Consider the following 23,093-nt stretch of genomic DNA (forward strand, 5'->3'; position numbering starts at 1 on the left):
CGTACGGATTCCGTACGCCGCGCCGTTTCTGCGTCTCAGTCCTGGAACGCGGCACCCTTCTCGATCAGCGCGTCGACATCGGCGACGCCCCACGCGGCGAGGGCCTCGCGGGTGTGCTGACCAGCGCTCGCGGCCGGTCCCGCACCCAAGGTGGACGTGGTGCGGCTGAACCGCGGCGCGGGAGCCGGCTGCGTGACACCGTGGTGGGTGACGTACGTCTGCCGGGCCTGCAGGTGCGGATGCTCAGCAGCCTCGGAGGGAGTGAGGACGGGAGCGACGCAGGCGTCCGTGCCCTCGAAGATCTCCGCCCACTCCGCCATCGTCTTGGTCGCGAAGGTCTTCGCGAACAACGAACGCATCTCGTCGTAGCGCTCCATCTCGTACTGCCCCGGGCAGACCCCGTCGAGTCCGAGCCGGGTCACCATCTCGGCGAAGAACTTGCCCTCGAGCGCGCCGACCGCGACCTGGCGGCCGTCGGCGGTGTCGTAGAGGGCGTAGAACGGCATCGCGCCGTCGAGCAGATTGCTCTGCCGCTGCTCGTGCCAGGCGCCCGACGCGAGCATGCCGGAGATCATCGTCGCGAGGTGGGCGGTGCCGTCGACGATCGCGGCGTCGACGACCTGGCCCTCGCCCGTCGTCTTGGCCTCGACGAGCGCGGCCAGGATGCCCATGACGAGGTACGTCGATCCGCCACCGAAGTCGCCGAGCAGGTTGAGCGGGAAGTGCGGCCGGGCGGGGTCCTGGCCGAGGCCGTTGAGCACACCGGTGGTGGCGATGTAGGTGAGGTCGTGTCCGGCGGACTGGGCCAGCGGCCCCTCCTGGCCCCAGCCGGTCATCCGGCCGTAGACGAGGCGCGGATTGCGCTCCAGACAGACGTCGGGGCCGAGCCCCAGGCGGTCGGTGACGCCGGGACGGAGCCCCTCGATGAGCACGTCCGCGGTCTCGACCAGCTGCAGCACGGTCTCGACGGCGTCGGGGTTCTTGAGGTCCAGCGCGACGCTGGGACGACCACGGGTGAGCAGGTCACCGGCGCCGCCACCGAGCACGTTGCCGCCCGGCCGGTCGACCCGGATCACGTCCGCGCCCATGTCTGCGAGGAGCGTGCAGGCGTGCGGCCCGGGCCCGATCCCCGCCAGCTCGACGACCTTGACCCCGCGGAGGGGACCGGTGCCCTGCCCCAAGTTCACCGCCGATGTCACCGCCGATGTCGCTGTCGATGTCACTGTGGATGTCTCCGTCGACTCAGTCATGGCGGCCATGCTCTCAGAGACAGCCTTCCGAAGTGGCGAATCCTCCGCCCGGCCTGACCTGATCACCGCGCGAAGTCCGATACGCTCCGACACACACTCGCCGGTGCACAGGAGCAGAGAAGTTGTCTCGGGAAATCCCCCCATCCCCCCAGTCCCTCTCGTCCAGCCCTGTCAGCCCGCTGACCGCGAACGATCCCCGGGAGATGGGTCCCTACGTCCTCACCGGCCGCATCGGGCACGGCGGCATGGGCGTCGTCTACCTGGGTGAGGACGCGGAGGGCACGAAGGCAGCGGTGAAGGCGATCCTTCCCGAGCTCACCTCCGACCCGGGGTTCCGGGCTCGGTTCGAGCGGGAGATCGCGGCCGCCAAGAAGGTGGAGAGCCGGTTCACCGCCCGGGTCCTCGATGCGGACCCCGGTGCCGAGCAGCCCTGGATGGCGAGCGAGTACGTTGCCGAACCGCCGCTCAACAAGTTGGTCAACTCCGGCCAGCGCCTGTCCGAGATCGACGTACGTCAACTGGTCGCCGGGGTCGCCGAGGCCCTCGCCGCGGTGCACGCTGCCGGGATCGTCCACCGCGACATCAAGCCGGGCAACATCCTCTTCGGCCCCGGTCACGGCTCGGGCGACCCGTGCGTGATCGACATGGGCATCGCCCGCTCCGTCGACGGGACCGCGCTGACGCAGACCGGGAAGGCGGTCGGGACCTACGGCTACCAGGCGCCCGAGCAGGTCCAGACGGGCACCTTCTCCAGCGCGGTCGACATCTGGGCGCTGGGCCTGGTCGCCTACGTCGCCGCCACCGGGCGCTGGCCGTTCAACGGTGAGATCGGCTCGATGGGACACCTGCTCACGGGGGAGTCCCCCAACCTGAGTCTCTGCCCGGACTACTTGCGCCCGCTGGTCGCCGCGTGCCTGGCCGAGACGCCGACGGCTCGGCCCTCCGCGGCCGACATCCTCGCCACCAACGGCGACTGGACCCTGCTGCCCGCACCGGTCGGCTCGACGGCGGAGACCTTCGTCGGTACGCCGTCCGCGGGCCTTCCCGCGGTCGGCGGGGTCGCTCGCGCACCCCGGCCACCGGGACCGACCGACACGGCCGACCTGCCCACCCAGGCTCCCCCGTACGCCGCGCCTCTCCAGCCACCCGCACGACGCTGGAAGATCGCCGTCCTGACCGCTGCGGCAGTGGTCCTGGTCTCGGCAGGCGTGGCCGTCGCCGCGAGCACCGACCTCCTGCCGGGCCGTGAGGATGCGCCCGAGGTCGGTGAGGTGACCCCTTCGGCCGACCCCACCGCCGAGCAGAGCAACACCGCGCCGACATCGCCGGTAGGCGGGTCCGTCGACACCGGGACGGACCCCGAGACCGACGAGCAGCCTGCGGACGAGGGTGCCGAGGGCGACGGCGAGATCGTGCCCAGCGACAGCGTGCCCAGTGACGACACCGCGCCTTCCGAGGCGCCGGACGCGAGCGCTCCGGCCGTCGACGAGCCGATCAGCGAGCCGACCAGTCCGACGCCGACGCCCGAACCGACCGAGACGACGGCGCCGGAGCCGACCGAGACGCCTACTGCGGAGCCGACGGCGACCACGTCGCCCTGACGGCTCACCCGGCCGCCCTGAGCGGCTCTCGGCGGGGCCGGAGAGACCCCGGTCACACCGTTCCTCAGGTTGGATCGATCAAGGTGGCCGGGGCTCTGGGGATGCTCATAATCGAGCCTGGCTGAGTGTGCCGCCCGAACAGGCAGAGCCTTCCCGAGCAACCGAAAGTTGAGCTGTGAGCATCACCGACGAGACCTTCAACGACTGGCAGCACCGCGAGGAGCTCGCGGAGACGATGATCCCGATCATCGGCAAGCTCTACCGCGAGAAGGATGTCACCATCCTGGTCCACAGCCGGTCGTTGGTGAGCAAGTCCGACATCTCGATCCTGAAGGCGCACCGGTTCGCGCGCCAGATCGAGGGCGAGGAGCTCTCGGTCACCGAGACCTTCCCGCTGCTCCAGGCCGTCGCCAAGCTCGACCTGGGCCCGTCGAAGATCGACCTGGGCCTGCTGGCCGTCCAGTACGCCGAGGACGACCGCGGTCTCTCCCCCGACGACTTCGTCGCCGAGAAGCTGGCCGGCGCCACGGGTGAGAACAAGCTCGAGCGCAACGGCGGCCAGGACGTCGTGCTCTACGGCTTCGGCCGGATCGGCCGGCTCGTCGCCCGGCTCCTCGTCGAGAAGGCGGGCTCGCGCCACGGCCTGCGCCTGAAGGCCGTCGTGGTCCGCAAGGGCGGCGAGGACGACCTCATCAAGCGCGCCTCGCTGCTGCGCCGCGACTCGATCCACGGCCAGTTCGCCGGCACCATCACGGTGGACGAGAAGAACGGCGTGATCATCGCCAACGGCAACCCGATCCAGTTCATCTACTCCAACGACCCGACGACGGTCGACTACACGGCGTACGGCATCAAGGACGCCATCCTCATCGACAACACCGGCAAGTGGCGCGACCGCGAGGGCCTCTCGCAGCACCTTCGCCCGGGCATCAAGAAGGTCCTGCTGACCGCGCCGGGCAAGGGCGACGTCCCCAACATCGTCCACGGCGTCAACCACCAGACCCTCAGCGGCGACGAGAAGGTCATCTCCTGCGCGTCCTGCACGACCAACGCGATCGTGCCGCCGCTGAAGCTGATGGAGGACCGCTTCGGGATCGTGCGCGGTCACGTCGAGACGGTGCACTCGTTCACCAACGACCAGAACCTGCTGGACAACTACCACAAGGCCGACCGCCGTGGTCGTTCCGCACCGCTCAACCTGGTGCTCACCGAGACGGGCGCGGCCTCGGCCGTCGCCAAGGCGCTCCCGGACCTGAAGGCGAAGATCACCGGCAACTCGATCCGCATCCCCACCCCGGACGTCTCGATCGCGATCCTGTCGCTCTCGCTCAAGGGCGAGACGTCGAAGGACGAGGTCGTCGACTACCTCCGTGAGGCGTCGCTCACCGGCGAGCTCCGTCGCCAGGTGGACTTCACCACCGCCCGCGACGCGGTCTCCTCCGACTTCATCGGCTCTCGTGCCGCCTCGATCATCGACGGCAACGCGACCATCGTCGACGGCGACTCCGCGATCCTCTACGTCTGGTACGACAACGAGTTCGGCTACTCCTGCCAGGTCGTCCGCACCGTGCAGTCGATCTCGGGTGTCGAGTACCCGACCTTCCCGGCCCCGGCTGTCTGATTCCTCTCAGGTGGTCTCGACAGGCTCGGGGCCACTTCGTTCAGACCCCGTTCCTGCCCCGTCTCGTCCGGTCTTCGGGCGAGGCGGGGCAGTTCGGTCCCAGGCCCGCAGGATCGCCTCGGCATCGGTCAGGCCGACCTGCGCCACGTCGCGGAGGGCAGGTGCGGAGCGGAGCCACATCTCGTACTCGATCCGCTTCTTCTGCTTCTCGACATCGACCCGGAGCGAGTCGACCGCATGGAGCGGACCGTTCGTCGTCGGCGCACCCCACACCGTCACCGTCGGTCCGTGCTCGAGCGGTAGCCAGGTCTCCTTCAGCGGCTCGAACCACTCGCCCGGCGGCTCGACCCGGAAGGTACGCGGCGGGGTGCTGCGATTCGCCACCGGCGGCGCGCTCTTGTCGTAGGTGTGGCCGGTCACCTCCGCGCCGAAGACCACCCAGCTGGCGAGTGTCGCGACCAGCGGGAACCGGCGTCCGTCGAGGCAGCCCCACAGATCGAGCATCGAAGCCAGGAGCGGCGGCACGTACCAGTTGCGCCGGACGGCGTCGGCCTGCTTCTCCCAGGTCTGCGCGAGGCTCAGTCTGCGCCCGCGTCCGAGCCGGACGATGACCGGCCGTACCGAGTAAAGCGTCTGATCCGAGCAGCGCGGCCGGGCCAGCAGCTCGGCGAGTCGGCGTTCGTCGTAGACGATCGCCCGGCCGACCTTCTGCCCAGGACCAGCGAGGCCGGCGGTCAGCACCCGGTTCGCCTCGACCTTCCCGATCATGTGCAGTTCGCAGATCCGACGTATCGCCTCGCGCGTGGTGATGCCCATGCCAGGGACGCTATGAGCGGCTCTCGCCCCGGGCGACCGAGATCAAGATCCTGTGGATAACCCTGTGGAAACCGCCGAGGAACTTCGGCAGCAGGGTGGTGCCGATCGCTCCCTTTTACTAGCCGATGACACTTCGTGAAGGGATTCACAAAGTGTCATCGGCTAGTAAAAGGGAGGAAATCGATCGACGCCGTCGCTCACGAGCGAACGCGGGCGAGGAAGGCGCGGGTGCGCCCCTCGACCGGGTCACCGAAGAACTGTTCCGGCGGCCCCTGCTCGAGCACCCGGCCACCGTCGAGGAAGCAGACCTTGGTGGCGACCTCGCGGGCGAAGGACATCTCGTGGGTGGCGAGGACAAGGGTAGTGCCCGCCTCCGCCTCGGCCCGGACGATCTCCAGGACCTCGCCGACGAGCTCGGGGTCGAGTGCAGCGGTGATCTCGTCCAGCAGCAGCAGACGCGGGCGCGTGCACATCGCCCGCACGAGCGCGACCCGCTGCTGCTGACCACCGGAGAGCGCGTCGGGGTGGGCGTCGGCCTTGTCGGCGAGACCGAACCGGGCCAGCAGCGTGCGCGCCCGGTCGGCCGCCTCCACCGCAGGAACGCCGTGGACGCGCACCTGCGCCAACGTGCAGTTGTCGAGCACGGAGAGATGCGGGAAGAGGTTGTACGCCTGGAAGACCATCCCGATCTCGCGACGAACCGAGCGCGGGTCGACCAGCGGGTCGGAGATCTCCCGGCCGTCGAAGACGATGACCCCGTCGTCGATCGTCTCCAGCAGGTTCAGGCAGCGCAGCAGTGTCGACTTCCCGGACCCGGACGCCCCGATCAGGCAGACCACATCGTGCTCGGCGACCGTCAGGTCCAAGCCGTCGAGCACGACCCTCTCGATACCGGCCCTTCCTCGGTAGGCCTTCCGCAGGGCCTTGGCCTCCAGCAGCGCCGTCATCGGCCTTGCTCCTTCTCGATCTGTCGCCGCATCAGCCAGTCCGTGAGCCGGGTCAGCGGCACCGCGACGACGAGGAAGTACGCCGCCGCGACCAGCAGCGGCGTGCCGTTGAAGTTGTAGCCCTGGTAGTCCTGGGCGGCCCGGAGCGCCTCGAAGACACCTACCGCCGAGATCAGCGCGGTGTCCTTCTGCAGCGAGACGAGGTCGTTCATGAGCGGCGGTACGACGCGACGTACGGCCTGCGGGAGGATCACGAAACGCATGGTCTGCGTGCGGGTCAGCGCCAGCGCCTCGGCCGAGGCGACCTGGGTGGGATGGATCGCCAGGATGCCGGCCCGGAAGACCTCGGCGACGTAGGCGCCGTAACAGAGCACCAGGGCGAACGTGGTCAGCCAGAACAGCGAGCTGGTCACCCCGGACAGACCCAGCGCCGGGATGCCGACGCCACAGATGACCACGACCAGGATCGACGGCACCCCACGGAACAGGTCGGTGTAGCCGGTCGCCAGCAGCCGCAACGGCGCCAACCACGGAGACGTCGTCTGGCGGGCGATGGCGACGAGGGCTCCGAGGATGAGTACGCACGGCTCGGCGACCAGGAAGATCCGGATGTTGATCCAGAACCCCTCGGCGATCGCCGCGAACGAGTCACGCGCGTGCGACCAGCTCAGGAAGTAGTCCCGGACCCGGTCCCACCCGGGCGAGGCGAGAACCAGCAGCACCAGGCCGACGGTGACCGCGACCGTCACCACCGTGGCGATGGCGGTCTGCTGCAGCTTCAGGCGGCGGCGTACGGCCTGTCTCTCGAGCTCACGCTCGCTGGGCGTCCAGACCGTCACTTCAAGACCGGCACAGCGACGACGTCGGAGAGCCATTCCTTCTCGAGGGCGGCGAGGGTGCCGTCTTCCTCGAGCGCGGTCAGCGCCTCGTCGAGGCACGGCGCCAGGCCGCTGTCCTTCTCGGTCAGCAGGCCGAACTCCTCCGGCTTCTCGCTGCTCTCGAACTGCCCGGTGATCGTGCTGCCCTCGATCTCGGCGGCGGTGATGTAGAACGCCGTGGGCAGGTCGAAGACGAGCGCGTCGACCTGACCGTTGAGCAGCGCCTGCTTGGCCTGGTCGCTGGTGTCGAAGACCAGCGGGTCGGTGGTCGGCTTCACGTCCTCGCGGATGGCGGTGAGCGACGTGGTCGCCGTCTGCGCACCGAGCTTGAGGCCCTTCAGATCATCGAGCGAGGCAGCCTTGGCGGCGTCGTCCTCCATCGTCACGACCGCCTGCGAGGCCGTGTAATAGCCCTGCGAGAAGTCGACGACCCCTGCCCGCTCGGGCGTGACCGAGATCTGGTTGATGTCGAAGTCGAACTTCTTCTCGCCCGGCGTGTAGGACGTGTTGAAGGCCTGCTTGACCCAGACGACGTCGTCCTTCGCGAACCCGAGCTGCTCGGCGACGGCGTAGGCGACCGCCGACTCGAAGCCCTTGCCGTTGCTGGGGTCGTTGTCGGAGAACCACGGCTCGTACGCCGGGGAGTCGGTGCCGACGGTCAGCTTGCCGTCCTGCTTCAGCGGCAGGTCAGCGGCCTCGCAGGAGGCCGGAGCGCCACCCTCGGCGCTGGTATCGCTCTCGCCACCGCACGCGGTCAACGCGGCAGCGAGAGCGAGCGGAGCGACGAGAAGGGCGGTGAGGCGAGTTCGCATGAGCGGATAGTAATCCGTGGGACGCGTAGTGGCCGACTTTATTACTCGTGAGTAGCATGTGCGCATGGCGTACGACTCCCTGCTCTCTCCGCTCACGATCGGGTCGCTCACCCTGCGCAACCGGGTGGTGATGGGATCGATGCACACCGGCCTCGAGGACCACGCGTGGGACATCCCCAAGCTGGCGGCCTATTTCGCCGAGCGCGCCCGCGGCGGCACCGGGCTGATCATCACCGGTGGCTACGCCCCCAACAAGCGAGGCTGGCTCAAGCCCTTCGCGAGCGAGATGAGCTCCCGGCTGCACGCCGCCCAGCATCGGCGGGTCACCGCCGCGGTGCACGAGGAGGGCGGCGCGATCGCGATGCAGGTGCTGCACGCGGGCCGCTACGCCTACACACCGTTCTCGGTCAGCGCCTCCGCCGTCCAGGCCCCGATCAACCCGTTCAAGCCCGCGGCGCTCTCCGACAAGGGTGTCGACGCGACCGTGAGCGACTTCGCCAAGAGCGTCTCGCTGGCGAAGAAGGCGGGCTACGACGCGGTCGAGATCATGGGGTCCGAGGGCTACCTGATCAACCAGTTCCTCGCCGAGCGGACCAACCAGCGCGAGGACCGCTGGGGTGGCACCGCGACCAACCGGATGCGGTTCCCGGTCGAGATCGTGCGGCGCTCGCGCGAGCTGGTCGGTGACGACTTCCCGATCATCTTCCGGCTCTCGATCCTCGACCTGGTCGAGGACGGCCAGACCTGGGAGGAGACGATCGAGCTCGCCTACGCGCTCCAGGACGCCGGGGTCTCGGTGTTCAACACCGGCATCGGCTGGCACGAGGCGCGGGTGCCGACGATCATCACCCAGGTCCCGCGTGGCGCCTGGCTCGACATGACCGCGCGCCTCAAGGCCGAGGTCTCGATCCCGGTCTGTGCCTCCAACCGGATCAACACCCCCGAGCTCGCCGACTCCGCGATCGCGACCGGGAAGGCCGACCTGGTCTCGATGGCCCGGCCGCTGCTGGCCGACCCGGAGTTCGCCAAGAAGACCGCCGAGGGCCGCACCGACGAGATCAACACCTGCATCGCCTGCAACCAGGCCTGCCTGGACCACGCCTTCGCCAACAAGGCGGCCTCCTGCCTGGTCAACCCGCGCGCCGCTCGCGAGACGACGCTGGTGCTCTCCCCGACCAAGCTGAAGCAGAAGGTGGCCGTGGTCGGCGCCGGACCGGCCGGTCTCGCCGCCGCCACCTCGGCGGCCGAGCGTGGCTTCGAGGTCACCCTGTTCGAGAAGTCCTCGCAGATCGGAGGGCAGTTCCGCCTCGCCATGGCGGTGCCGGGCAAGGAGGACTTCAAGGACACGCTGCGCTACTTCGGGCGCCGGCTGGAGGTGCTGGGGGTCGAGGTACGTCTCGACACCGAGGCCACCACCGTCGACCTGGAGCCCTTCGACCACGTCATCGTCTCCACCGGCGTCACGCCGCGGGTGCCCCAGATCGCCGGCTCCGAGGACGAGCGCGTCGTGACGTACGCGGACGTGCTCGCCGGCCGGGTCGCCCCGGGCCGCCGGGTCGCGGTGATCGGCGCCGGCGGCATCGGCGTCGACGTGTCCGCCTGGCTGACCCACCGACCCGAGACCCTCGACGAGTGGAAGGCCCGGTGGGGTGTGGGCGACCCGGCGACCTTCCGCGGCGGACTGACCAGGCCGGTCGTGGAGGCACCCGAACGCCAGGTCACGCTGCTGCAGCGCAAGGCCACCCCGATCGGGATCGGCCTCGGCAAGACCTCCGGCTGGGCCCACCGCGCCCACCTGAAGCAGGACGGCGTCACGCAGGTCCGGGGTGCGACGTACGACAAGATCGAGGCGGGCGACGACGCGGTCACGCTCCACTACGCCGTCGACGGCGAGCCGCACACCCTCGAGGTCGACCACATCATCCTCTGCGCGGGCCAGGAGTCGGTGCGCGACCTGTGGACCGAGCGAGAGAACTGGCACCTGATCGGTGGCGCCGACGTAGCGGCCGAGCTCGACGCGAAGCGCGCGATCAAGCAGGGCACCGAGGTCGCCGCCGGACTGTAGCCTTCGTCGCATGAGCGATCCCGACTGCCTGTTCTGCAACATCGTCGCGGGCAACATCCCGTCGACGAAGGTCTACGAGGACGACGAGACGTACGCCTTCATGGACATCGCGCCGGCCGCCGAGGGCCACACCGTGGTGGTCCCGAAGACGCACACCAAGGACGTCCTGGAGGCCGACCCGGCGGTGTACGCCGCAACCGCGAAGGCCGCCCAGGCGGTCGCCAGGCGGGCGGTCGACGTGCTGCAGGCGGACGGCGTCAACGTCCTCAACAACTGTGGGCCGGCGGCGTGGCAGACCGTCTTCCACCTGCACTTCCACGTGATCCCGCGCTACACGGACAAGTCCAAGGACTCGCTGACGCTCCCGTGGGTGCCGCACCCGGGCGACATGGACGCGATCAAGGCCATCGGCGAGAAGCTCGCCTTCTAGCCGGTCGGCGCGCCCTCGGCATGGGCGGCGACCATCTCGGCGTACCAGCCGAAGGACCGCTTCGGCGTCCGCACCCCGGCGGCGTCGACGTGCACCAAGCCGTACTTGCCGCCCACGCCGTCCTCCCAGTCCTTGCCGGTGAACGGCGCTTCCCAGCCGTCACGGTCGAGCAGGGTGTAGGCGTAGAACCCGCGTACGTCGACGCCACGCTCGATCGCGGCCGAGACCGCCTCCAGGTGTGCCTCGAGGTAGTCGATGCGCGCCTGGTCGTCGACCTCGCCGTCGACCAGAGGAGCGTCGTACGCAGCACCGCACTCGGTCACCACGATCGGCGGCATCGCGGCCCGATAACGGGATCGGGTGATGATCAGCCACTCCCGCAGCGCGGTCGGCACCACGCCCCAGCCGGTGTCGGTGGCGGGGTAGCCGACGAGCGGCACCATCCGGAATGGGATCTCGTCGCCCTCGGCTGAGGCGCCGATGCGCTGCGGGGCGAAGAAGTTGACGCCGTAGAAGTCCAACGGCGAGCGGATCACGGCCATGTCTCCCGGCATCACGACCTCGTCGGCGAGTCCGGCGAGGTCCCGGGGATAGCGGCCCATCAGCATCGCCTCGAGCGGAACCGCGTTCCAGGCGAGGTCGATGAGCTTGGCCGCGCCGACGTCGGCCGGGTCCTCCGAGAGCGGCCAGATCGGCTCGTGGTGGTTGGCGCACCCGACCGACTCGACCCCGGCGGCACGCAGCACCTGGACGCCACGGCCGTGGGCGAGGAGCAGATGGTGCATCGCGGCGACGACGCCCCAGCCCGCGCGTCGCCCGGGCGCGATCGTGCCGAGCCCGTAGCCGAGATAACCGGCGACGTTGGGGTCCTGGACGGGCACCCACTCCGGGACCCGGTCACCGATCAGGTCCACGACCGACTGGGCGTATTCACCGAACGCGTCGACCGTGGCTCGGTTGAGCCAGCCACCGTCGGCGGTCAACGGCTCGGGGAGCTCACCGGCGTAGAGCGTGGCCGACGGGCGCAGGCCGGCCTCGAGCAGCTCATCGACCAACCGGTCGTAACGCGCGCGGGCGTCCGGTTCGAAGACACCGCGCCCACCCGGCTGAAGCTCACGCCAGGAGACCGCGAATCGGTATCCCGGCGCACCGAGTCGTTGAAGCAGCGCAACATCCTGCTCGCCCCCCGGCCGGGTGGCGTCTGCAGTGCCGAACAGGAAGCCAGTCGGGAACTTGGGAAACGCCACGGCACAATCATGACTGTGACTGCCCAGATCCGCCGAGGAACCGCCCGATTCACAGAACGGCCCCCCGGCCTCCGACCAGGAAAAATCACCTGGCACACCTACTCCTTCGGCCCGCACTACGACCCCGAACGCATCGGTTTCGGACCGATCGTGACCTACGACGAGCACCTGCTGCGCAACGGTGAGGGGTTCGAGACCCACCACCATGCCGGGGTCACGATCGTCACCTGGCCACTGGCCGGCGAGGTGACCCACACCGACTCGACCGGCGCCACCGGGACCGTCGCCCCCGGCCAGGTCGGTGTCTTCACCACCGGCGACGGTGTCGACCACTCCGAGCTCGCCTCGGCCCCCGGCACCCGGTTCCTCCAGGTCTGGCTCGCTGGCAGCACCGGCGCGCCGGCCTACGCGGTCCAGGACGTCGACGTACGCGAGGGCGAGTGGACCGAGGCCGTGTCCCTGCCCGAAGGAACGCTGTACGTCGCCCGCATCGGCACCGCGGGCACGTCCGAGATCACGCTTCCCGAGGCCCGGCTCCGTCACCTCCACATCGCCTCCGGCGCCCTCCTGCGCAGCGGCATGGCCGAGCCGCTCACCGCCGGCGACGCCTTCGAGGTGACGGCGGGAGACGACCTGCCGCCGGAGCGTCGTCCTGAGCCTGTCGAAGGGTTCACGGTCAGTGCGGGCGTACCGACCGAGCTTCTGCTCTGGACCTTCGACTGACGCACGGTTGCGCGTGTTTGAGGCTCCTCCCCAATTTGTGGGATCCGGACGAGGTTGCGGGGTGCGCTTCTCGGCTTTACCCAGAGGTTGAGCGGCAGGCCGGATGCTCGGGATACCTGGCCCTTCGACATCCATCCGGGCTCAAAGGAGAGTCATGCTCAAGAAGCTCATGGGACAGGTCCCCACCATCGTCATCGCAGCGACCACGGCGGCGATCTTCGGCGGCGGCGGTGCGTACGCCGCTGCGAAGATCACCTCGGCCCAGATCGCCGACCAGACCATCCAGTCCCGCGACATCGCCGCAGCGGGGGTCGGCACCTCGGAGGTCCGCGACCAGTCCATCGTGTCCGGCGACATCGCCGAGAGCGGCGTTGGCACCTCGGAGATCCGCAACGGATCCGTCACCGGCGCCGACATCAGCGACGCCACCGAGAAGGCCCTCAAGGGGGCCAAGGGCGACACCGGAGCAGCCGGCCCGGCAGGTCCGGCGGGTCCTGCCGGACCCCAGGGTCCTCAGGGGGACAAGGGCGACACCGGTGCCGCCGGCACGAACGGCAAGGACGGCGTCGTGTCGCCGGTCTACTCGACCACCACTTTCGCGACCGTGACCAACGTCGGTGGCTCTTTCGGCAAGTTCACCGGATCCGTCCGTGCCACCAAGCTCGACACCGTGGACCTCCCCGCCGGAAAGTACGTGCTCACCGCGGAAGGCTTCTTCATCAACAACCAGGCGACCTCCGGCAAGACCCGGATGCAGCTTGCGGTACGGGTGAACGACGGCTCCGACTGGGGCCAGGACCTCGGCACCTGCTTCACCGGCGCGATCAGCACGCTGGCGAACCGCGAGTCGCACTGCTCGTCCACCCGCGTCGTGACGGTCTCCGCGGACGACGTGGTCGAGGTGTACGCCTTCGGCTACGCCGACGACCAGGGCAGCGCCGACAGCGGACGGGTGGACGCCACGTCGTTCGTGACGGCGATCCCGGTCCAGTGATCTGACCCATCCCCGTCGGCCCGGCCCGCTCGTTGAGCGTGGCCGGGCCGACGCTCGTCCACAGCGACGTAAAAGCGCGGACAGGTCCCCGGTCCGACGGATAGGGTCCGCATCAGACTGCTGCTCCGTGTGGAGACCCTGCCGAAAGGTTTGTGCGTGACGACGTTCCTGATCATCGGAGCCGTCGGGCTGGGCCTCCTGCTGGTGTCGCTGGTGATCGGTGACCTGCTCGACGGCTTCCTCGGCGGTGCGCTCGATGCCGATTGGTTCTCGACCGCCGCGATCGGCGGGTTCGTTTCCGCCTTCGGGTTCGGAGGCGCGCTCGCCGTCGGCCCGCTCGGCATGGTCCCGGCCATCGGTATCGGAGCCCTGGGCGGCGCCCTCTTCGCCTGGTTCGCGCTGTGGCTGACTCGCCTGCTGAAGGAGGAGCACACCGACGCGGCACCCTCGGGGGACGCGGCTGTCGGTCTGGACGCCGCCGTGATCACCACGATCCCGACCGACGGGTTCGGCGTGGTGCGGGTCGCCCTCGGAGGCCACACGGTGACCTACAACGCCAAAGCCCCCGACATCGACGAGGCGATCACGCCCGGCACCGCCGTGCACGTGACCGGCGTCCTCTCACCGACGGCAGTCACCGTCGCGCCGACCTGGCGCGAGATCACCTCCTGACCTGAAGGGGTCCCCATGGAACTGCTGGTGCCGATCGCCGGCCTCGTCGTACTGCTCATCCTGCTTCTTCTGCTGGTCACCAGCCGCTACAAGGTCGCGGGGCCCAACCAGGCGTTCATCGTCACCGGCCGCAAGGGCAAGGCGGTCCTCAACCCGGAGACCGGCCAGCTCACCACCGACCTGTCGGGTCAGAAGGTCGTGCTCGGTGGCGGCGTCTTCGTGGTCCCGTTCGTCCAGAAGCTGGCCGTCATGGACCTCTCCTCGCGCCGGATCTCGGTCCAGATCCGCGGCGCGGTCTCCGGCCAGGGCATCAAGCTCAACCTCGAGGGCGTCGCGATCGTGAAGGTCGGCGGCAACGCCGACCAGATCCGGCTGGCCGCGCAGCGGTTCCTCTCCCAGCAGGAGGAGATCGAGCCGTTCACGCAGGAGGTGCTCGCCGGCGCGCTGCGCTCGATCGTCGGCGGTCTGACCGTCGAGCAGATCATCCGTGACCGGGCCGCGTTCGCCCAGCGCGTCGCCGACGAGTCCGAGTCGTCGCTCACGGGTCAGGGCCTGATCCTGGACACCTTCCAGATCCAGGACGTCACCGACGACGGCTCCTACCTGACCAACCTCGGCCGCCCCGAGGCCGCCCGCATCACCCAGGCCGCTTCGATCGCCGAGGCAGAGGCCCGCCGTGCCGCTGAGCAGGCCCGGATCAAGGCCGAGGAGGAGATCGCGGTCGCCCAGCGCGCCCTCGCGCTCAAGCAGGCCGAGATCAAAGCCGAGACCGACGCCGCCTCCGCCACTGCGGCCGCCGCCGGCCCGCTGGCCCAGGCCGACCGCGACCAGGCCATCCTCACCGAGCAGGAGAAGGTCGCCGTACGTCAGGCGGCGCTGACCGAGCGACAGCTCGAGACGCAGGTGCGCAAGCCCGCCGACGCCGAGCGCTACCGCGTCGAGCAGGAGGCGGAGGCCCGCCGCAGCTCCGAGATCGCCGCCGCGGAGGCCCGTAAGGCGGCCACCATCGCCGCGGCCGAGGCCGACGCCGAGCAGGCGCGGCTCTCCGGTGAGGCGGAGAAGGCCCGCCGTGCCGCCCTGGCCGAGGCAGAAGCCATCGAGGGCGCCAAGCGCGGTGACGCGCAGAAGGCCCTGCGTCTGGCGGGCGCCGAGGCGACCAGGGCCGAGGGTGAGGCGAGCGCCGCCGCCACGCTGGCCATCGGCCACGCCGAGGCGGAGGCGATGGACAAGCGCGCCGCAGCGTTCGCGTCCTACAACGACGCCGCCGTGCTGCAGATGCTGATCGAGGTCCTGCCCCGGGTCGCCAAGGAGGTCGCTGCGCCGATCAGCGCCATCGACAACCTCACCGTGCTCTCCACGGACGGTGCCGGCGCCATCCCGAAGCAGGTCAACGACAACGTCGTCCAGACCCTCGCCATGCTCAAGACCACCACCGGCATCGATCTCGGGTCGATGCTCCACAAGGCCGGCGCCGCGACCAGCGAGAACGGCTCTGCGCCAGCCCCCGCCGGCCAGCTTCCCGAGTGACGATCCACACGTTGCCTACACCCGGTCACCAATCCTGTTGAAAACCGGCATAGACGTGACAGTCAGGAACAAGTCTGGTTATGTATCCACGTCGACGTAGGGAGGGAGCACTCCAAGCCTCGACCGGGCCTCGCGGCCGAAGGCCGCCAGGCTCGCCCCTCGAGTCCCTCTACTGTTCCCCCCGTCGGTAGAGAGACACCGAGGGAAATTGAATGTGGCCCGGCCTCACGGCCGGGCCACATCTTATTTCGACGGCGCCATCACGACGGCGAGCGGCTCTCGGTGACCGGGCCGAGGCTGGCCGCGGTGGCACGCGCAGCCTGGAGCACCGCCCTCACACTGGCGGTCAGCACCGATCGATCTCGTCCCGCGGCCCAGTGCACACCGGTGCCGTTGCGGAACTCGATGACCGTCAGAGCTTCGCTGTCGTTCCCCGACGCGACGGAACCCTGGTGAAGCGAGAGGATCTCGACGACGATCCGCTGCTCCGCCAGCAACCGGGCGGCAGCCTCGACCGGGCCGACATCGTAGGAGCCACTGTGTTCCCGTCCGCCGATGCGCAGCCGAAGGTCCGTCCGGCTCGTTCCGTCGCGGGTCCCGGATTCGAGGTCGATCAGCTCCAGGCCGCTGGTGTCGTGAGTCAGGTAGGCGGACTCGAAGAGCTGGAGCAGTTGTGGCGGCTCGATCTCGAGTCCGGTCGCATCCGCGTGCTCCTGCACCCGGCGCGCGAAGTCGATCTGGAGCCGGCGAGGCAGCTCGATGCCGTATTCCGACGCGAGAAGGTAGGCGATGCCGCCCTTGCCGGACTGCGAGTTGACGCGGACGACGGCGTCGTAGTCGCGCCCGATGTCAGCGGGGTCGATCGGCAGGTAGGGCACTCGCCATTCGATGTCCTGCTCTCGACGGTTCTCGGTAGCGGCCCGGGCCCGGTGCTCGGTGAAACCCTTCTTGATGGCATCTTGGTGGGTGCCGCTGAATGCTGTGTGCACGAGGTCGCCTACGTAGGGATGACGCGGGTGTACTTCCAGCCGGTTGCAGTGTTCGACGGTACGTCGGATCTCGTCGATGTCGGAGAAGTCGATCATCGGGTCGATGCCCTGTGCATGCAGGTTCAGCGCCAACGTCGCGATGTCGACGTTGCCGGTGCGTTCTCCGTTGCCGAAGATGCAGCCCTCGACGCGTTGCGCGCCGGCGAGCACCGCGAGCTCCGCACATGCGATGCCGGTGCCGCGGTCGTTGTGCGGGTGCACCGAGAGGATCACGCTGTCGCGGCGGGCGAGGTTCTTGTGCATGTGCTCGATCTGATCGGCGTAGACGTTCGGGGTGGCGACTTCGACGGTCGCCGGCAGGTTGAGGATCACCGGTCGCTCTGGCGTCGCGTCCCACAGTGTCGTCATCGCGTCGCAGACCTCGAGCGCGTAGTCGGGTTCGGTGAGGTTGAAGACCTCCGGTGAGAACTCGAATCTCACGTTCGGCATGCCATCGGTGAGCTCCAGGACGTCTCTGCCTCCCCGGAGGATGAGCTCCTTCAGTGCGTCGGCCGGGTGACCCAGCACGACGTCGCGCCAGGTCGGAGCGGTCGCGGTGTACATGTGGATCACGACCTGGTTCGCGATGCCGCGGATCGAGTCCACGGTGCGTGCGATCAGATCGCGGCGGGCAGGGGTGAAGACCACGATCGTGACGTCGTCAGGCGCGATGTCGGACTGTGCGATGAGGCGTACGAAGTCGAAGTCGGTCTGGGAGGCGGACGGGTAGCCGACCTCGATCTCCTTGTAGCCCATCGCCACCATCAGCTCGAAGAACCGGCGCTTTCGCGCGGGATCCATCGGCTCGGGTAGGGCCTGGTTGCCATCACGCAGGTCGACCGGCACCCACAGCGGCGCCTGAGTCAGGCGGCGAGCGGGCCAGTCGCGCTCGATGACGGGGACCTCGACGCGCGCGTTGACGTCGCGGTAGCGGTCAGACGGCATGTGTGATCTGCGCTGGCGGTTCCAAGCGGGTGCGTCATCGGCGACGGGACCTGAAGGGGTGGCGATCGTCGGAAAGCTGGACATGCTGGCGGTTCCTTCTCTGCGAATCCGGGAGGTGAACCGGCGCACGTCTCGACTCCGTGGCGGGGAGCCGGTTCGGCTAGGCCCCACCACGGCAGCGAAGAAGAAGCTCCTGCTGGATCAGCACGCGATCACGCTAGCACAACTCCTCAGACAAGTAGACAGGTAGAGTGCAGGCATGAACGTTCGACCAAGCGCAGTGCCCTCCGAGGTCGCTCCCCTGCGAGTCTTCGTCGCCGGAGCGACCGGCGTGATCGGTTCGCGCCTGCTGTCTCTGCTCACCGGTGCCGGCCACACGGTGGCCGGGATGACGCGCACCACCTCGAAGATGAACCTGGTCCGGGAGCTCGGCGCCGAGCCCGTGCTGTGCGACGTCTACGACGTCGACTCGCTCACGACTGCAGTGGCGGGCTTCAGGCCCGACTTGGTCCTCCACCAGCTCACCGACCTGCCCGACACCGCCGAGGACCTGCCTGAGCGGCGAGAGCACAACGCGCACATCCGGGTCGAAGGAACCCGCAACCTCGTCGCTGCCGCGACGTCCGCGGGCCGCCCACGGTTCCTCGCCCAGAGCGTGGCCTGGGATCTTCCACCCGGCAGCGGCGCTGACGCGGTCCGGTCGCTCGAGACTGCCGTTCTCGGCTACGGCGGCACGGTGCTGCGCTACGGACAGTTCTACGGACCGGGGACGTTCTACCCGGATGCCCTACCCGTCGGCCCCCGCATCCATGTCGACGCTGCCGCGGAACGGACGGTCGCCGCGCTGGACCGACGCGGCGGGATCCTGACGATCACCGACGACACCGCCGTCTCGGACTGAGAGGACCGACTGATGGAGCAGGTACAACGAGTCTCGTTGGCCGACCAGGCCGCGCGACTTCTTCTCGAGCGGATCCGCGCCGGCGAATGGCAGATCGGAGCGAAGCTCCCCGGCGAGACGACGCTGGGTCCGCAGCTCGGTGTCGGCCGCTCGACGGTACGCGAAGCGATTCGGCAGCTCGCCGGGCGTGGCGTACTCCAGACCCGGCAGGGTGCCGGCGTGTTCGTTACCGCCCTCGACGTCGGTGACGATTGGGATGTCGTCCTGCGACAGGCAGACATCGCCGCGGTCATCGAGGGCCGCATCGCCATCGAGACCGAGGCTGCGGCACTGGCTGCGCAGCGGCGTACCGCAACCGACCTGCGCGCGATGCGTCGCGCCCTCACCCAACGGGTCGCGGAAGGCCAGAGCACCGAGGAGTACGTCGATGCCGACATGGTGCTTCACCGCGCCGTCGTGGCGGCAGCTCACAACGACGTGCTGCTGGAGCTCTTCGACGGGTTCGTCCCTCGGGTCCGCCAGGCGATGATCGACATGCTCGATCTGCAGCCGGTCAGCACCTCGTGCGACTCCGACGCGTCGGGGGACGACCAGGAAGCACATGCCGAGCTGGTGCGGGCGATCACAGACCGCGAGCCGGTCGTGGCCGCCCAGCTCAGCCGCGCCCACCTCACGTCCCTGAAGGCGGCTCTGGCATGACCGATGGCAGCATCACCCGAGCGCGGCCCGTCATCGAGCTCACCGAGGTCACGTTCCGACGTGGCGGGCGGTCCATCCTCGACTCCATCAGCTTCACCGTGCACGCAGGTGAGCACTGGGCCCTGATCGGCCCCAACGGCGCCGGCAAGAGCACCATCCTGAGGTTCTGCGGCGCGCTGACACATCCCACAGCGGGGACGATCGACGTCCTCGGCCACCGGGTCGGACGCGTAGAGCTGCAAGCTCTGCGCCGTTCGATCGGTCACGTCGATCCGCGGCACCCCTGACCTCGCCGCTCACGCTTCGTGAGGTCGTCCTGACCGGTCTCACAGGCTCGATCGAGCTACCGCTGCGGTGGCAGCCCACGCCCGCTCAGCTCGATGTCGCCGATGCCCTCATCGAACAGATCGGCCTGGCCGAGAAACATGAATCGACGTGGCCGACGCTCTCGCAGGGCGAACGCGGCCGCGCACTGATCGCCCGCGCACTGGCCTGCGAGCCCGATCTGCTCCTCCTCGACGAGCCGACCACAGGTCTCGACGTGGCTGCACGCGAGCAGCTGTTGGTGACCATCGCAGCACTCGAGCACACGCATCCCGACCTCGCCTCGATCCTGGTCACCCATCACCTCGAGGAGCTTCCGCCGAGCACTTCGCACGCGGTCCTCCTCGACGACGGCCGCATCGTCAGATCCGGTCCGGCGACAGATGTCCTCACCACCGAGCACGTCTCACGTGCCTTCGCCTACCCCATCCAGGTCGGACGTCACGGGCGTCGATGGTTCGTGCGAGCGGCGTCGGCCGACGACCATCACCCGGTCGCGTCACCGCTCACGCACACCACCGAGATCGGGGTTCGATCCCTGCCAGCGGTGACTACCGCTCGTTGACCATCCGCAGGAACGCCTCGACGAGAGGCCCCGAGGTGGCCGCACCGTTCTCGCCCTCGTCGACGTAGACGGCGACTGCCAGGTCGCCCTGCGCGGCGATCATCCAGGTGTGGGTCAGCCGCTTGCCGTTGCGGTCGAACTCGGCGGTGCCGGTCTTGGCGATCACCGGCTTGCCCGGCACGTCGGCGAGGCCGCGGCCGGTGCCGTCGGTGACCACACCGCGGAAGATCGTACGCAGCTGGTCGGCCTCGGCCGCCGTGAGCGGCTCCACGCCCGACGGTTTGGCGGCCTGCCCCTGGACGAGGGTCGGGACGACGGTGTGACCGGCCTGGATGGATCCGATGACGGTCGCCATCACGAGCGGCGAGGCGAGCACCTTGCCCTGCCCGATCAGGTCGGCGGCGTGCTCGGTCTTGCCCGCGGGCTCGGGGATCTGCCCGAAGTAGGAGGTGAATCCGGCGTCGCGGTCGATCCCGAAGCCCAGCGAGGCAGCGGCCGAAGCGATCTCGGCGTGGCCCACCTCGTCGGCCGCACCGACCATGGCGGTGTTGCAGGACTCGGCGACGGCGTGGGCGAGCGTGATCTCGCCCAGGGCCGACTTCGGGTACCACGAGTCGTTCGTGAACGTCTTGCCGTCGACGGTGGCCTTGGCAGGACACTTCACGCTGCTCGTGGCGTTGAGGCCCTTGCGCAGCAGGGCCAGCGTGGTGGCGGCTTTGAAGGTCGATCCCGGTGCGGCCTGACCGAAGGTGGCCAGGTTCATCTTGTTGTCGGGACCGTTGGCGGCCACGAGCACAGCGCCGTCGCTGGGGCGGATCGCGACCAGGGCGCTCTCCGGCTCGACCCGTTTCAGGATCTTCTCGGCGTTCTTCTGCAGCCGTGCGTCGAGCGTGACCGTCAGCGACTTCCCGTCGACCGGGTCGGTGCTGTAGAGGCGCTTGAGCACCTCGCCCTCGTCACCGAGGACCGCGACCTGCAGCCCGGGCTTCCCCCGCAGCTGATCGTCGTAGCGCGCCTGCAACCCGGAGAGACCGGCAAGGTCGCCCGGGAGGTAGGTCCCGGGGTTCTTCTTCATCATCTCGGCCGTCACCTCGCCGACGATGCCGACGACCGGCGAGGCGAACTCCTTGGTCGGACCGAGCGGAAGGGTCCGGTCGAGCAGCGCCGCACCCTTGATCTTGGCGATCTTCGCAGCCTTGGCCTTCGTCATCATCTGCTTGCGGATCGAGATCGCCTCGACGAACGCCTTGTCGCCGGCCGCCCTGACGCGCTTGGCGTAGCGCCTCGGGTTGATCCCGACGATCGCGGCGACGTCACGGGCGGCCGCAGGTGCCGCGACCGGATCGATGAGGGTCTTGTCGATGCCCACCGTGACGACCGGACGGTCCGCGACCAGGGTCGCTCCCGAGGTGCTCAGGATCTCGCCACGTTGCTGCGGGACGGTCTCGACGTGCAGGCTGCGTCCCTCGGCGAGGGCGGGGGCGACGACCGTCGGCTCCCAGACGAAGCGCCATTCGTCACCGGACTTGCGGAGCTCGACCTCGGACTCGTAGGTCCACCGGCCACCCGGCAGCCCCCAGGCCCAGGTGAGCGTGGACTTCGCGCTGTCGGTGCCGTGGCCGGAGAAGACGGGCTTGGTCGCGGACACGTCCGGCGCACCGAGCTTCCCGAACAGGTTGCCGGTCAGATCGTCGTAGTCGGCGGCGACGGCAGCAGGGTCGGTCTTCGCCACGAAGTCGACCTTCGTGAAGGTGCCGGTCTCCAACGCCTCGGTCAGCGTGGACATGCTCGGACCCGGGTCCTCGGCCCCACCGCAGGCAGCAAGCAGCGGTAGGGCAACAGCAAGGGCCGCGATGCCCCGGGATACTCGCATGGAACGGTTCTATCAGCCATGGCCCCAAGATTGGGTTACACGACCCCAACGCGGAGGTTGTGAAGCCGAGAGTGACCCCTGGGCCACGCTCAGCTTCACAACCTGTTCGAACGCGTCCGATCCGCTCGATCAGTGCGTCGCCAGCCAGGCGTCCAGGTCCACACCGCGCTGGTCCGCGAGCTTCTGCAGACGCTCACGGGTCGGCGGCTGGAACACCTTCGGCTCGATGTGACGGTCGAGGGCGGCGTACCTCCTCTGCTTGGCGGCCTGTGCCGGGCCGGCCTTCTCGGCGTCCGAGACCACAGCCGCGGTCGCGGTGACGGCGGCACCGGTGAGCGGGGAGCCCACCAGGGGCGTGTAGCCGTCGCGGTGGCCGGCCACGTTGGCGTGGTAGGACTCGGCGATCGGGTTGGACAACCCGTTGACCCACTCGACGTCGTCGCAGACCGCGTGCCCGGTGAACCTGCTGATCGGGTTGACGAAGGTGAAGCCGGCGGCACTCGCCCGTGACGCCGTGGTGTTGTTGAGGAGCACCGCGGTGTCGTTGAGGATCGTCTCGTCCTGCGGGCTGAACCAGGTGAGGGCGTTGCAGTCCTCGCCCATGAACAGCTTCGGATAGCCGACGACCACCACCTTTGCGTTCGGCGCCGCGGACCGGATCCGGGAGTAGAGCGTCCCGAGGCTGCTCGGGAGGGTGTTACGGATGTAGTTCTGCGCCCCCGCGACCGCTCCCGCGCAGTCGCTCGCCCAGGCGGGGAGGGCGCACTCGGTGATCACGTCGGCGAACCCGGCGTCGTTGCCGCCGACCGAGATCGTGACGTACCGGGTCGAGCTGGACAGCGCGCTCAGCTGGCTGTTGGTGACATCCGCGACGACCGCGCCGGAGCAGGCGCGGAAGTTGAGGCTGTACCTCTTCGCCGCGGCGACCAGGCTCGGGTACGCCTGGGTCGACCGCATGCAGTTGGAGCCGTCGTTGATGTAGGTGCGGGTGCCGACTCCTGACGAGTAGGAGTCGCCCAGAGCGACGTAAGGCTCCCCAGCCGCGGCGGCTGGGGAGCCTGGGGTGACGGCGAGGCCGGCCCCGAGAAGGGCGATGGAGGTGAGGGAGACCGCGAGGCGGACTTTGGACAGGCGGAAGATCACGTTCATGGCAACTCCCGAAAGCCAGGGGCCGC

At 69.1% G+C, this 23,093-nt stretch carries 21 protein-coding genes; 12 read left to right on the forward strand and 9 right to left on the reverse strand.

The genetic code is table 11. The features are described from left to right. Window positions 1-35: 35 nt before the first annotated feature. The gene (locus WBG06_RS10025) at window positions 36-1,187 is read right to left on the reverse strand and encodes a CaiB/BaiF CoA transferase family protein (protein ID WP_336736439.1); all 1,152 of its coding nucleotides are present in this window, start codon (window positions 1,185-1,187) and stop codon (window positions 36-38) included. Between the two features lie 266 nt (window positions 1,188-1,453). Here WBG06_RS10025 and WBG06_RS10030 point away from each other — a divergent pair, with 266 nt between their 5' ends. Both WBG06_RS10030 and WBG06_RS10035 read left to right on the forward strand, forming a co-directional pair. Next, window positions 1,454-2,851, forward strand: a complete 1,398-nt coding sequence (locus WBG06_RS10030; protein WP_336736440.1) for a serine/threonine protein kinase — start codon at window positions 1,454-1,456, stop codon at window positions 2,849-2,851. 175 nt (window positions 2,852-3,026) lie between these two features. Continuing rightward, window positions 3,027-4,472 (forward strand): glyceraldehyde-3-phosphate dehydrogenase, encoded by a 1,446-nt coding sequence (locus tag WBG06_RS10035; protein WP_336736441.1) that lies wholly within the window; start codon window positions 3,027-3,029, stop codon window positions 4,470-4,472. 6 nt (window positions 4,473-4,478) lie between these two features. Here the strand turns inward: WBG06_RS10035 and WBG06_RS10040 are convergent, their stop codons facing one another. The 4 genes from WBG06_RS10040 to WBG06_RS10055 form a co-directional block, all read right to left on the reverse strand. Beyond that, on the reverse strand, window positions 4,479-5,288 hold the full coding sequence (locus WBG06_RS10040) for a hypothetical protein (protein ID WP_336736442.1): 810 nt from the start codon (window positions 5,286-5,288) through the stop codon (window positions 4,479-4,481). Between the two features lie 197 nt (window positions 5,289-5,485). Further along, window positions 5,486-6,235 carry an amino acid ABC transporter ATP-binding protein gene (locus WBG06_RS10045; RefSeq protein ID WP_336736443.1) on the reverse strand — a complete coding sequence of 250 codons (750 nt, stop codon included), beginning with the start codon at window positions 6,233-6,235 and terminating at the stop codon, window positions 5,486-5,488. Beyond that, a complete protein-coding gene (locus WBG06_RS10050; protein WP_336736444.1) occupies window positions 6,232-7,074 on the reverse strand; it encodes an amino acid ABC transporter permease in 843 nt (280 codons plus the stop codon). The genes WBG06_RS10045 and WBG06_RS10050 overlap by 4 nt, the downstream gene beginning before the upstream one ends. Further along, window positions 7,071-7,925 (reverse strand): ABC transporter substrate-binding protein, encoded by an 855-nt coding sequence (locus WBG06_RS10055; RefSeq protein WP_336736445.1) that lies wholly within the window; start codon window positions 7,923-7,925, stop codon window positions 7,071-7,073. The genes WBG06_RS10050 and WBG06_RS10055 overlap by 4 nt, the downstream gene beginning before the upstream one ends. Before the next feature lie 64 nt (window positions 7,926-7,989). On the opposite strand from WBG06_RS10055, the gene WBG06_RS10060 reads away from it, so the two are divergent. Further along, the gene (locus WBG06_RS10060) at window positions 7,990-9,990 is read left to right on the forward strand and encodes an NADPH-dependent 2,4-dienoyl-CoA reductase (RefSeq protein ID WP_336736446.1); all 2,001 of its coding nucleotides are present in this window, start codon (window positions 7,990-7,992) and stop codon (window positions 9,988-9,990) included. 10 nt (window positions 9,991-10,000) lie between these two features. Then, window positions 10,001-10,420 (forward strand): HIT family protein, encoded by a 420-nt coding sequence (locus WBG06_RS10065; RefSeq protein WP_165110032.1) that lies wholly within the window; start codon window positions 10,001-10,003, stop codon window positions 10,418-10,420. Here the strand turns inward: WBG06_RS10065 and WBG06_RS10070 are convergent. After that, window positions 10,417-11,667 carry a glycoside hydrolase family 1 protein gene (locus WBG06_RS10070; RefSeq protein ID WP_336736447.1) on the reverse strand — a complete coding sequence of 417 codons (1,251 nt, stop codon included), beginning with the start codon at window positions 11,665-11,667 and terminating at the stop codon, window positions 10,417-10,419. The genes WBG06_RS10065 and WBG06_RS10070 overlap by 4 nt on opposite strands. Window positions 11,668-11,682: 15 nt before the next feature. Between WBG06_RS10070 and WBG06_RS10075 the strand changes: the two genes are divergently transcribed. From WBG06_RS10075 to WBG06_RS10090, 4 genes are all read left to right on the forward strand, one after another. Next, window positions 11,683-12,390 (forward strand): pirin family protein, encoded by a 708-nt coding sequence (locus WBG06_RS10075; RefSeq protein WP_336736448.1) that lies wholly within the window; start codon window positions 11,683-11,685, stop codon window positions 12,388-12,390. Window positions 12,391-12,544: 154 nt separating this feature from the next. Then, a complete protein-coding gene (locus WBG06_RS10080) occupies window positions 12,545-13,384 on the forward strand; it encodes a hypothetical protein (protein ID WP_336736449.1) in 840 nt (279 codons plus the stop codon). A gap of 156 nt (window positions 13,385-13,540) precedes the next feature. Continuing rightward, window positions 13,541-14,056 (forward strand): hypothetical protein, encoded by a 516-nt coding sequence (locus WBG06_RS10085; RefSeq protein WP_336736450.1) that lies wholly within the window; start codon window positions 13,541-13,543, stop codon window positions 14,054-14,056. A gap of 15 nt (window positions 14,057-14,071) precedes the next feature. Then, window positions 14,072-15,583: a flotillin family protein gene (locus WBG06_RS10090; protein WP_336736451.1), complete on the forward strand. Its 1,512-nt coding sequence runs from the start codon at window positions 14,072-14,074 to the stop codon at window positions 15,581-15,583. Window positions 15,584-15,843: 260 nt separating this feature from the next. Here the strand turns inward: WBG06_RS10090 and WBG06_RS10095 are convergent, their stop codons facing one another. Continuing rightward, a complete protein-coding gene (locus WBG06_RS10095) occupies window positions 15,844-17,556 on the reverse strand; it encodes a 2-isopropylmalate synthase (protein ID WP_336736452.1) in 1,713 nt (570 codons plus the stop codon). Window positions 17,557-17,815: 259 nt separating this feature from the next. Between WBG06_RS10095 and WBG06_RS10100 the strand changes: the two genes are divergently transcribed. From WBG06_RS10100 to WBG06_RS10115, 4 genes are all read left to right on the forward strand, one after another. After that, a complete protein-coding gene (locus tag WBG06_RS10100) occupies window positions 17,816-18,457 on the forward strand; it encodes an NAD-dependent epimerase/dehydratase family protein (RefSeq protein ID WP_336736453.1) in 642 nt (213 codons plus the stop codon). Between the two features lie 12 nt (window positions 18,458-18,469). Further along, on the forward strand, window positions 18,470-19,156 hold the full coding sequence (locus WBG06_RS10105) for a FadR/GntR family transcriptional regulator (protein ID WP_336736454.1): 687 nt from the start codon (window positions 18,470-18,472) through the stop codon (window positions 19,154-19,156). Further along, a complete protein-coding gene (locus tag WBG06_RS10110) occupies window positions 19,153-19,443 on the forward strand; it encodes an ATP-binding cassette domain-containing protein (protein ID WP_336736455.1) in 291 nt (96 codons plus the stop codon). Before WBG06_RS10105 ends, WBG06_RS10110 begins: the two co-directional genes overlap by 4 nt. 125 nt (window positions 19,444-19,568) lie before the next feature. Beyond that, window positions 19,569-20,045: an ATP-binding cassette domain-containing protein gene (locus WBG06_RS10115; protein WP_336736939.1), complete on the forward strand. Its 477-nt coding sequence runs from the start codon at window positions 19,569-19,571 to the stop codon at window positions 20,043-20,045. On the opposite strand, the gene WBG06_RS10120 is transcribed toward WBG06_RS10115, so the two are convergent. Beyond that, on the reverse strand, window positions 20,032-21,918 hold the full coding sequence (locus tag WBG06_RS10120; RefSeq protein ID WP_336736456.1) for a penicillin-binding transpeptidase domain-containing protein: 1,887 nt from the start codon (window positions 21,916-21,918) through the stop codon (window positions 20,032-20,034). The two genes, WBG06_RS10115 and WBG06_RS10120, sit on opposite strands and share 14 nt — an antisense overlap. A gap of 129 nt (window positions 21,919-22,047) precedes the next feature. Beyond that, complete coding sequence (locus WBG06_RS10125; protein ID WP_336736457.1) at window positions 22,048-23,067, reverse strand: SGNH/GDSL hydrolase family protein; 1,020 nt, start codon at window positions 23,065-23,067, stop codon at window positions 22,048-22,050. Window positions 23,068-23,093: the final 26 nt, after the last annotated feature.

It is taken from the genome of Nocardioides sp. CCNWLW239 (genome assembly GCF_037137035.1).
Classification (GTDB): Bacteria; Actinomycetota; Actinomycetes; order Propionibacteriales; family Nocardioidaceae; genus Nocardioides.